General features: G+C 51.5%; 14 protein-coding genes. 12 read left to right on the top strand and 2 right to left on the bottom strand.

The window, feature by feature from the left end; translation table 11 throughout:
- The first annotated feature begins 22 nt into the window (after positions 1-22).
- The 12 genes from WBM93_RS01545 to fliS all read left to right on the top strand — a co-directional run bounded on the left by WBM93_RS01545 (position 23) and on the right by fliS (position 9081).
- Complete coding sequence (locus WBM93_RS01545) at positions 23-439, top strand: hypothetical protein (RefSeq protein WP_424427458.1); 417 nt, start codon at positions 23-25, stop codon at positions 437-439.
- Between the two features lie 58 nt (positions 440-497).
- Positions 498-2105 carry a hypothetical protein gene (locus WBM93_RS01550; protein WP_424427460.1) on the top strand — a complete coding sequence of 536 codons (1608 nt, stop codon included), beginning with the start codon at positions 498-500 and terminating at the stop codon, positions 2103-2105.
- 44 nt (positions 2106-2149) lie between these two features.
- A complete protein-coding gene (locus WBM93_RS01555; RefSeq protein ID WP_424427462.1) occupies positions 2150-2725 on the top strand; it encodes a flagellar basal body-associated FliL family protein in 576 nt (191 codons plus the stop codon).
- A gap of 23 nt (positions 2726-2748) precedes the next feature.
- Positions 2749-3672: a FliM/FliN family flagellar motor switch protein gene (locus tag WBM93_RS01560; RefSeq protein ID WP_424427464.1), complete on the top strand. Its 924-nt coding sequence runs from the start codon at positions 2749-2751 to the stop codon at positions 3670-3672.
- Between the two features lie 9 nt (positions 3673-3681).
- Positions 3682-4023, top strand: coding sequence for a flagellar motor switch protein FliN (gene fliN / locus WBM93_RS01565; protein WP_424427466.1), 342 nt, complete (start codon positions 3682-3684; stop codon positions 4021-4023).
- On the top strand, positions 4023-4277 hold the full coding sequence (locus WBM93_RS01570) for a FliO/MopB family protein (RefSeq protein ID WP_424427468.1): 255 nt from the start codon (positions 4023-4025) through the stop codon (positions 4275-4277). The genes fliN and WBM93_RS01570 overlap by 1 nt, the downstream gene beginning before the upstream one ends.
- A complete protein-coding gene (fliP, locus tag WBM93_RS01575) occupies positions 4267-5043 on the top strand; it encodes a flagellar type III secretion system pore protein FliP (protein ID WP_424427470.1) in 777 nt (258 codons plus the stop codon). The genes WBM93_RS01570 and fliP overlap by 11 nt, the downstream gene beginning before the upstream one ends.
- Before the next feature lie 3 nt (positions 5044-5046).
- On the top strand, positions 5047-5322 hold the full coding sequence (locus tag WBM93_RS01580; RefSeq protein WP_176278394.1) for a flagellar biosynthetic protein FliQ: 276 nt from the start codon (positions 5047-5049) through the stop codon (positions 5320-5322).
- Positions 5319-6101 (top strand): flagellar biosynthetic protein FliR, encoded by a 783-nt coding sequence (fliR, locus tag WBM93_RS01585; RefSeq protein ID WP_424427473.1) that lies wholly within the window; start codon positions 5319-5321, stop codon positions 6099-6101. Before WBM93_RS01580 ends, fliR begins: the two co-directional genes overlap by 4 nt.
- Positions 6101-7243, top strand: a complete 1143-nt coding sequence (locus tag WBM93_RS01590; RefSeq protein ID WP_424427475.1) for an EscU/YscU/HrcU family type III secretion system export apparatus switch protein — start codon at positions 6101-6103, stop codon at positions 7241-7243. Before fliR ends, WBM93_RS01590 begins: the two co-directional genes overlap by 1 nt.
- A gap of 67 nt (positions 7244-7310) precedes the next feature.
- Entirely contained in the window at positions 7311-8666 is a 1356-nt protein-coding gene (gene fliD, locus WBM93_RS01595; RefSeq protein WP_424427477.1) for a flagellar filament capping protein FliD, read from the top strand.
- A 19-nt stretch (positions 8667-8685) separates the two neighbouring features.
- Complete coding sequence (gene fliS, locus WBM93_RS01600) at positions 8686-9081, top strand: flagellar export chaperone FliS (protein ID WP_424427478.1); 396 nt, start codon at positions 8686-8688, stop codon at positions 9079-9081.
- Positions 9082-9096: 15 nt separating this feature from the next.
- Here fliS and WBM93_RS01605 read toward each other — a convergent pair whose 3' ends face one another.
- Positions 9097-10197 (bottom strand): sigma-54 interaction domain-containing protein, encoded by a 1101-nt coding sequence (locus tag WBM93_RS01605; RefSeq protein WP_424427480.1) that lies wholly within the window; start codon positions 10195-10197, stop codon positions 9097-9099.
- A gap of 385 nt (positions 10198-10582) precedes the next feature.
- Positions 10583-10777, bottom strand: a 195-nt coding sequence (locus tag WBM93_RS01610; protein WP_424427482.1) for a helix-turn-helix domain-containing protein, incomplete at its 5' end; no start/stop codon positions are given.

Consider the following 10777-nt stretch of genomic DNA (forward strand, 5'->3'; position numbering starts at 1 on the left):
GCGCGTTAGAGGACTGCGGCGCGTGTTAAAGGTTCGCGATACCCAGAAGCGTTTGAAGGAACGCGCTCTGATCAAGGCTGGCAGCCATTATGCTCAGTTAGAAAGTAACGCACAGCGAATCAGAAACCTTCACACCGAAACCCATCAGAGCGAAGTTGCGGTAACGGCAGGAATTCTGGCTGCCAAAATGGAACTGTCTGATCGTTTGTTGGATGCGTCGCATGTGGTCGAGGTGTCCGTTCAAGCCGCGATGCAAAGTCTTGCCGCGGCAGAGCGGCAAAATCTTGCCGCTCAGGCAATTCATGAAGGTACCGAAAAGTTACTGAAATCAAAAGTTTCGATACTCCGAAAAACGGTAGCGCGGCAAGAGGATGCTACTAGTAACATATTGTATAACATAGACAAATATAGAAAAAAGGAATCCTGTGATGATTGGTAAAATCATGTCTGAAGCTGCTCACTCTATAATTGGCATGTTTTCTGCAAAGCCATTAGTCATGGAAAATAACGCTTCAATTTCTGAATTTGGATCGCTTCTGCGATCTCCCGAGGAAAAGCGTCATTCCAATCCCGAGGGTAAGGAAATCGCCGCTTTCGAAGTTGATAATGTCAGTACCGGCGAGACCGATCCTGCTGCTGGCCAACGCTGGGACACGACCAATGTCCTGCCTTTAATCAATCAGGGTTTTGGCAACACAATATTTGGACAGAAGCAAACTGCTCTGAATGTGGAGCAGGACCAGGCCACGGTCGAGTCTGGCGATTTCGCTAAACCGCAAGGGAAACTGTCGCTCGCGTTTAATCAGGATATGTTGAACAATCCGAACCGATTGCAGAACACCAACTCTACTGACCCTAGTGCCGATGGCCATCTCGCGAAGGCAACAGCGATTGCGACCTCGGATATTTTGTCACCGCAGACAAACGTTAACTTAGGTAATGGGCCTCAGATCGGATTGAGATCTACCGTTGAGCCGGCACCGGATATTTTGTCGCCGCAGGCAGACGTCAATTTAGGCATCGGGTCGCAGATCGGAATAGTATCTCCTATTGGCGCGCCAGATATGGTCGATGGTCGGCCGGTCAATAAAGGGCTCCTGCCCGCGCAAACGGGAGAGGTGATAGACGGGAATAAATTTCGGAACCATCACGCCCGGACAGCCGAAGAGTTTCAACTGCGGTCGCAGATTCGTGAAAATTCGGTCAGCAATGAAATCTTTCCAAGCAGCGACAAGGGGCTTTTGAAACTGCAAAGCCTGCAACCGCGATTGCGCAGTGAAATCGAGGAGCTTGTGGCATCGTCGGCAAAGCCGCCAAAATCGGACGGATCGGAGCGTACAGACGTCCAGTTCGCCGCTTATCCAGCCAAATCGGAAGCAAGCAAGCCAGCGCCGACATTATTCCCGCTTTTAACAAACAGCGGAGAACAACAGGATGCACGGTCCGGGAAGGGTCAGTCTGGTTTTCAATCATCGCCGCAGGATTCTTCGCCAATTCGTCCAGCTGGTCAGCTCAAGCCGGCCATTGCTGACGGTGAGTTTGCTGAACCGGCCAAGCTGGATTTGCCTTCGGCAACCAAAAGCCTCGAGACATCGATCGACCAACAACCGATCACCAATTCTTCGGCGCAGATGGCCGTCCGTGCCACGATACAAAAGCCCGTTCCCTTCGACATGTCCACCCCGCAGATTGCCGAGCGACTTGCTGCTGAAATCGCGGATATTTCGGTAACCGGCGGATCAAAGAAATTTGAAATCAATCCTCGAAATCTGGGCCGGATGGAAATTACTTTCACCACGCGCGGTTCAGCGGAGATCATTGAAATTCAAACGGAGCACAGAGCGGCCAAAGACGTCATAGTCCAGCATAGCCAGATGCTCCAGGACATTTTGAAATCCAGTGGGCGCGATGACCTGACCTTCCGCGTTGATGTGAAAGAAAATATGTTCGCGTCGACAAGAAACGATGGTGCCAGTCTTTCGCAGCAGGAAAATCGCGACACGCGGGAACAGCAAGCAAGACCCTCGCCGCGGCGCCAAACCGCATCGTCTTTCGACAGCACTGCCGAAAACGATCCCGAATCCGACAATAGCCGATACGCCTGAAAACCAATCCCGGATCCAGAAATCTAGTTAAACCAGAGGTCACAATGTCAGAGACGAACACAGACGAAGAAGTTCCAAAGAGCAAGAAAAAGGGTAAACTCAAGCCCATACTTTTTGGCACTATACTGATTGTATTGCTTGGAGGTGGCGGTGCTGCCGGAGGCTTTTATGCGGCCGGAATGTTGGGTGGAGGTCAGGAAGAGGCTGAAGACCCTAACAAGCCGAAGATCATCATGAAAGATGGGACCGCGGTGAGCGACAAGGAAGCGAGCCAGGTCACGCCGAAGCAGTCGTCCAGTGCCTTCAAAGTGACTTATCACCAGATTGAACAGCCGTTTACATCAAATCTTTCGAATTCGGACAGCTTCGCGCAATTGTCCTTGGCTGTGTCTACTTACTATGACGAACGCGTTTTCGAAAATGTGACCAATCATGAGATCGCCATTCGATCGGCTATCCTGATGGAGTTGGGGCAGCAAGATGCGATCGAACTGGAGGCTCCAGAAGGCAAGCTCAAGCTAAAGAAAAAACTGCGAAATATAATCAACGAAACGCTGAAAGAGAAAACCGGCTTTGGCGGAATCGAAGATGTCTACTTTACCAACATCGTTGTTCAATAAGGGTTTCGGAAAGTAGCAAGATCATGACAAATTCCAATTCATCACCAACCGAATCCGGAACCGAGGCAGCGGAGAATGTCGCCGGCCCGGCAAATCACAGCCTGCTAAAAAAAGGCGGCCCGGACGACATTTTGTTGCTGGCCTATAAAAAGGTCGAGAAAAAACTGGAAGGTGCTTTGAAAGTTCATCTTTCAAATGTCGTTGATTGTGACATGGCCGTGGAAGTTGGCGAAAGTGCAAAGCTGTCCTTTAAAGATTGGCTTGCCGGTCAGGAGAACGACTCGGTTTATCTCAAGTTTCAACTGGGCGCTTTGGAGAATCCGATATTGGTTCGGGTCGCCCGGACATTTCTGACTGCATCCGTCGATTGTTTCTTTGGCGGGCAATTCGATGGCAATATCCAAAGCACTGGCGAACTTAAAAAATCAGAAATTGCGATGGTCGAACGGTTGGGTGGTGCGATTGCTACCGGCCTGACCGAGTCCTGGTCAACTCTTTTCGAGACGACGGTCCGTTACAGCTGCTGTATCTACGACAAGGATGAAATTGAATTGGTTCTGGAAGACGACAATGTTCTGGTTTCCGCTACATCCATTGAACTCTCGGGGCACGAGATCGCGGCATTCGATGTCGTCCAATCACTAGATGGTCTGATAGCGGTCGAGCCACAATTGAACCGTCCCCATCTCCGAGAAGTGAATGCGGTTGATCCTGTCTGGAAGGCCGATCTCAAAGATTCCGTCGAACAAATTTACCTACCAGTCCGTTCGGTACTCGCCCGTCCGACAATGCAGCTATCCGAACTCTCCCGACTTGCCGTCGGCGATATCTTACCCGTCGCACCAACGGACAATGTTCCGTTAATCGTTGGAGACCGGGTTTTTGCTCACGGCAGCATTGGCGAGCAAAGCGGCGGTGTAGCCTTCAAAATCTCAAATTTTTTATAGGACCAGATGATGAATGATATGACTCATGATAGCGAAATGCTGGACGCTGCAACCCGCGTCGACATCGAAGGGGCATCGTCCCAGGACCATTATCGGTTCTTGTCCGATATCAAAGTGCGGCTTTCGGTCGAAGTCGGCAATGTATCAATGACAATTTCCGAAATTATGAACTTGCGAGAAGGGTCTGTGGTCGAACTGGACAGACAGGTCGACCAACTGATTGACATCAACGTAAACGGAACGCTTGTCGCCCGGGGAGAGGTTGTTCCGGTCAAAAATAAATTCGGTGTGCGTATTGCGGAGATCGTATCCAATGGAATGACGCGCGCGCATGTAGAAAGGCGCAATTGATGACCTTCTATATCATCAAGCTGTTCATCATGTTGCCATTGATAGGTCTGCTGATCTTCGGATGTCTATGGCTTTACCGAAAATATCAGCCGCAGATGATGATGCGGCCGAGTTCCAATCTTCTAAATGTCGTCGAAACGCTGCCCCTTGGTGTGCAGAGTAAGCTGGCGGTGGTTGATTTCGGTGGTCAGCAGATATTGTTGGCCGTTACCCGCAACGGTATTCAGAAAATTGACACTCATCATGCGAAATAGCGTAAAAATAGCTTTAGCTGTCGTCCTGTTCTTCGCTTCCGCTTATACCGCAGATCCGGCATTCGCTCAGGATACGGCTCCGGGAGCTTCTGTCGCTTTGGAACGAGCGCTGGACGACATTTCAGGTGATGGTCAACCACTGAGTACGACTTTGCAGATATTGATCGTAATGGGTCTGATGACGGTGCTGCCATCGATCATATTGATGATGACCAGCTTCACCCGGATCATCATTGTCCTCTCGATTTTGCGCCATGCGCTGGGTTTGCAGCAGTCACCGCCGAATCAGGTCTTGCTTGGCCTGGCGCTGTTCTTGTCGATGTTCGTGATGGCGCCGCAAATCGAACAGATCAACGAGCAGGCGATTGCGCCTTATTCTGCTGACGAGATAGAGTTGACAGAAGCCATCGAAAAGTCTGGAACGATCATGCACGGCTTCATGGCCAAACAGACCCGGCAGAGCGATCTGAAGCTGTTCATGGAACTGTCTAACAAAAAGGGATTTTCATCCGCAGAAGAGATTCCGTTTTCAATAATGCTACCGGCTTTCGTAACCAGCGAACTCAAGACAGCTTTCCAAATCGGATTTCTCGTATTCCTGCCATTTCTCATCATTGATCTCGTTGTCGCAGCCGTCTTGATGTCACTCGGTATGATGATGCTTTCGCCCGTGATTATTTCAATGCCCTTCAAATTGCTGCTGTTCGTGATGATTGATGGATGGGCACTGACCATGGGTTCTCTTGCCGGCTCTTTTGCGACCTAGAACATGACAGATAATCCAGATTTCTTCATCGGCATTGCACAGCAGGCCCTGTGGATCACCGCTCTGGCAGCGGCCCCGTTTCTGATCCCCGCCCTGCTGGTGGGACTGTTGCTGGGCATGGTGCAGGCCGCAACGTCGATCAACGAGCAAACATTGACCTTTGTTCCCAAGCTAATCGTCGTTGCCGGTGTGGTTGGTGTTTTCGGAGGGTCAATTTTGTTGCTGATAGCGGACTTCACCCGGGAAATTTATGCACGCATTCCGGACCTCTTGCTATGATCGCGCCAGGGTTTGCAGAATTTGAAGGCCAGATGTGGATGTGGCTGATGGCGATGATCCGGCCGAGTGCCGCGATGGTTGTCGCACCGATCTTTGGTGCGGCCAACGTTCCAGTGCAAGTCCGTATCCTGCTCGCGTTCATGATCGGAATGGTTGCTACCAGCAGCGTTAGCTTTGATTTGCCTACCGAAACAGCGATTACCTTGGGCAATAGCTTGTTTGTTTTGGGTGAGGTCATTACCGGTCTGGCGATCGGTTTTGCGCTGCAGCTTGGATATTCCAGCGTATTGATCGCCGGTGAGACAATCAGCAACGCAATGGGCCTCGGTTTTGCTAGCATGTCAGACCCTCAAACCGGCCAATCCACACCGGTAATTGGTCAGTTTCTTACTATTTTCGCGACATTGCTTTTGCTCGCCATTGACGGTCATCTGATGTTGATCGCGATTATTGTTAAGAGTTATGCCTCGCTTCCTCCCGGCTTTGCGATGATGGGGCCGGAAATGCTTTACGGTATGGTGCAATTTGGCGGGACGCTATTTTCAATGGGCTTGCTCATCGCTTTGCCGGTGGGTGGCGCACTCATTCTCGTGCAGATGATGATGGGTTTTCTGGCCCGGACGGCGCCCGCGCTCAACCTGTTTGCGGTCGGAATACCGGTTACAATTACCTTTGGTCTGGTGGCGCTAGCGGCCACTGCACCGATCCTTGCCGATGCCGTAATCCAGGCATTGGGAATGGGTCTTGATCAGGCGACGCTTGTCGCCGGAGGTGGCTAGTGGCTGAAGAATCCCCCGGTGGCGGAGAAAAGACCGAAGCACCAACGCCTAAAAAACTCACCGACAGTTCCAAAAAAGGCGATGTCCTTCAATCCCGCGATCTTGGTGGTGCGATGGTTATCTTTGTCGGTACGATTGGCTTCCTGATGTTCGGCGGCCTGCTTTACGGCGCGTTGGCCGATATGGTCGCCGGCGCGCTTGTCATCCATCCCCAGGATATCGAGGATTTCGACGTCGGCGGTCGCAGCGTGGCTTTGGTATCCAGTATAGTACCGACATTTATGAGCCTGTTCGCATTGTTGATAGTCGCTGCGGTTGCGACGCCTGCATTGCTGGGTTCGTTAGGCTTTCGTTGGTCCGCGATGAAACCGAAACCGTCAAAACTAGACCCGATAAAGGGATTGAAGCGCATTTTCGGATCCAACGGGGTCATGGAACTCGGCAAATCTTTGATGAAAGTGGTTTTGATCGGTTCTGTGGGCGGATCGATAATATCTTTGCATCTTGATGAACTCGCTCAGCTTGCCGCCCAGGATATTGACAACGCGATTGCCAGCTATGCATCACTGTTCCTCAAGCTCCTGCTTGGGATCTGCGTCTGCTTGGTGCTGATTGCGATGATCGATGTTCCTATACAGCTGTTTCAACGCGGCAAGCGGTTGAAAATGACGAAGCAGGAAATCAAGGACGAAAACAAGGAAGCCGAGGGCTCTCCCGACGTCCGCGCTCTCCAGCGACAGCGACGGGCAGAAATGCTCAACGATTCCACGCGCAAAGCTGTGTCGGAAGCTACGGTAATCTTGGTCAATCCTACTCACTTCGCCGTTGCTCTGCGATACGACCGCGAAAAGGATATGGCTCCCGTCGTGCTCGGCAAAGGATGCGACGCCATTGCGCTGGCGATGCGTGAAATGGCCGGCGAACTCGGCACACCGGTTATGGAATATCCGGACCTGACGCGATCGATATATTATACATCGGAAGTCGGTGACGTGATTGATGATCGTCTCTACGCCGCGGTAGCCATGATCCTCAGCTTCCTGATCCAGATAGATGCCAAATTGGTCAGTCCAATCCACAAGCCCAAAATCTCGCTGCCCGATGACGTCAAATATAATGTTGATGGCGCGCGGATGGCCTGATTTCAAATTGTACGAACCCATTAATTCCCGTCCCGAAGCACCGTAGAATACCCAAAGGAAGTTTTTCATGTTCACAAATGTTGCAAATAGCCTAGGGGTAGGCTCGGGAATTGACACGGCACAACTGGTCACTGATCTTCTGTCGGCTTCCCAAGGTGTAAAACTCACTCAATTAAATACGCGCTCGCAGCTCAATTCTTCCCGAATTTCCGCGATGGCCGCGACCCAGTCAGCTCTCACTACTTTTTCCGCTGCAGTTAAGGAGACGTTGAACGGGCAGGCTTTTGTCGGTGCACTGGTTTCCGGTCGACAGGATTTGGCAACCGCATCGGTATTACAAGATGCCCGTCCGGAAGGATTGCCTGCCTCGGTTGAGGTCGTGCAAATTGCAGTAGCCCAGCGCGAAATGTCGGATGTATTTGCTAGCGCCTCTACCGCCGTCGGGGAACGAACGCTCACCATTAACAACAGCGGCGGTAGTTTTGAAATTGTCATCGACGGCACTAACAATAGCCTGACTGGTATGCGAGACGCGATAAATGCGAGCAATAGCGGCGTAACAGCCATGATATTGACCGACAATGCAGGAGCCCGTCTTGTGATGGAAGCGCAGGAAGGTACAGCGAAGGCCTTTACTGTGACACAGGGTGGTGCCTCGCCCGCGATGAACTTGACCAATATCGCAACGGCTGCGGATAGTATCATCAAAATCGATGGAATCGAGCTTACCAACAGCAGTAACACCGTCACCGGAGCGATACCGGGTGTGCAAATTTCGCTTTTGGCGGCTCAAGCGGGCACCCAATTTACGATTACCGGTGCTTCGGAACCGCTAGACGTTAGTGAATTGGTAACGGAGTTTGTAACCGCCTATAATGAATTGCGCAGTTCAATGAATGCCGCAACCAAACCGGGACTTGCTGGAGGAAGCGGCGGACCGCTGGCCGGCGATCGCGGGGCCCGCGAAGTCATCCGCAAGCTTAGCCAATTGTCATCAACCCGGCTTACCGATGTTGGTGACTTCAAGACGCTTGCCGATATTGGGGTGCGGACAGAAACTGATGGTACACTGAGTATTGACAAGACGCGTCTTGATGCCGCCCTTGCATTGGACAGTGGTGCAATCAAATTGATGCTTGAACCTGCGGTGACTAGTGAAACCCAAATTGGCTTGTCCGGCGCGCTCGATGCCATTTCTACCGCCTTAAAGAGCGAGAGTGGCGCTTTGACCGTAGCCCAGGCGCGTCTGGAATCTATCCGTGAATCCATTGCCGAAGCCCGAGAAAAAATTAACGAAGACGGTGAGAAGCTGCGCGAACAGCTGCAGACCACCTTTGCGGGACTGGAGCGGCAACTCTCGATTCTGCGTTCGACACAATCTTATGTGGAACAACAATTCGCCTCCTTCAACGACAACAATTGAGCTGGGAAAGCACTAGAACATGACACTTCAGTCCCGAATTCAACGAGCCTCTAGCTATCAATCTGTCGCAACGGATAGTCGCGTATTGGCGGCAGACCCCTATGAACTCGTTGCAGTGCTTTTCGAAGAACTGCGCGATACACTTAACCTGATGATTGAAAGTGCCCGGCGCGGCGACGATGCACGCATTTTCCGATACCGCGCAAAAGCCTTGGCCATTCTCGGTGGTCTGGATGAATCACTGAACTTCGACGCAGCCGGAGACCTGGCGCAGACCTTGCACATAATATACGCCGAAGCTGCAAAACGCATCCAGATGGAAGGCAGGGAGTCCTGTGTCGAGCGGGTCGAATCAGCCCGGGAAATGATTCACGAGATAGAGAAAGCCTGGACTGCAATCGCGCCTTTCCACTAGTTCGGTTGTGGGCGGTTAAACCGCAATCTGGTAATCCGCGCGATTCTCGACCTGCCAGTTGATATTATGCTTGCGCATCTTGTCGATCAGCGTGGTCCGTTTGATATTTATCGAGCGCGCTGCCCTGGAAACCACACCATGCGAAGTATCCAATGCTTTCATGATGATACGACGTTCTTCGAATTGAAGATGTACGTTCAGATCTCGAACATTGTCTTCTTGATGTCCCAAATACCGGCTGGGTGTAGTAACAAATCCAGGAGCAGTATGAGCGGGAGGCGACAATTCCGTCGGCGCAGATACGCCAGCATCGACGACGTGTTTGGCTGGCGTGATATCGGATTGCACCAATGTGGCAACGTCTCCGGCTAAAATCTGTCGGCCAGCAAAGAAAACCGACGCGCGTTCAACGACGTTGCGCAGCTCACGCACATTGCCCGGCCAATCATAAACTTGCATCGCCGCCAGGGCCTCTCCAGTAAAGATCGGGAGAGGGTTTCCAACACTCTGATTTTTAAGAAAATGTGCAATCAATGCAGGAATATCCTCTGCTCGCTCGTTGAGTGCAGGTACCTCGATCGGAACAACACAAAGGCGATAGTAAAGATCCTCACGGAACGACTTGGTCTTGATGCATTCGCCGAGATGTTTGTGTGTCGCGGCGATCACTCTAACGTCGACACCGATGTTGCGATTGCCGCCAACACGGTTGACAATCCGCGTTTCCAGCACCCGCAGCAGCTTGACCTGCATATTGACGGGCATATCGCCGATCTCATCCAGAAAAATCGTGCCTTTATCCGCTTGCTCAAACAGGCCAACATGTTGGTTTACGGCGCCGGTAAAGCTGCCTTTTTCGTGACCGAAAAGCTCGGACTCAATCAAATGCTCGGGGAGTGCTCCGCAATTGACGGCGATATTGGCTGCGTTTCCGCGATCTGAAATAGAGTGGATGGCCTCGGCAACAACTTCCTTACCGCTACCGGAAGGGCCCGTGATCATGATCGAGCTGTTGCAGCGTCCGGCAAATTTGATGATGGTACGCAATTGTTGCATTTTTGGACTATCGCCGATCAGCTTTTCAGCAAGCAATGTCTCTAAATTTACATCGGTCATTAAACCACCCAGATAACAAATCCACACACAACCCCGAATTGCCGGGGAAGGGTGGTTCGAAGATCCCGCAATCTCCGAACCGTCACCTGGTAACGTCAGAAATGGACAAATATGGTTAAATATGGGTTAACGAAGTGACGTCAGATTCATGCAGCTTAATTTCGCTGTAATTTGTGCAAGCGACAAGTCAGGCGGCCATTGTCGCTGTGTTCGGATGGGGAATTAGGGACATCGCTGTCGGGCGGTGATAGCGATCGACATTCCCGCGTTTGGCACAGGATCGGCCGCAGGTTATGGCGCGGTTCGACCGGCATTATCCAAAATTTGCGGATTGAACAGTTTTCGATTTCCCGGTTAGCCTGGGTGCACACCCGGAGCGCGGAGCTCAAAACGGCGCTTGGGAAAGGAGACTTTCTATCTTGCTCATACTACCGGCCGAAACCGAAACGAATATCATGCGATTGTCGGCAGGATTAGGGGATTTTTCAATCAAGCCCTGCTCGACCATAACGTTTATATATCTCATCGCAGTTGTCATCGGGATACCGGAACTATGCGCTATGGCTGAAACCGTCACCCG

This window comes from Parasphingorhabdus sp., from assembly GCF_049667325.1.
Lineage (GTDB): Bacteria > Pseudomonadota > Alphaproteobacteria > Sphingomonadales > Sphingomonadaceae > Parasphingorhabdus.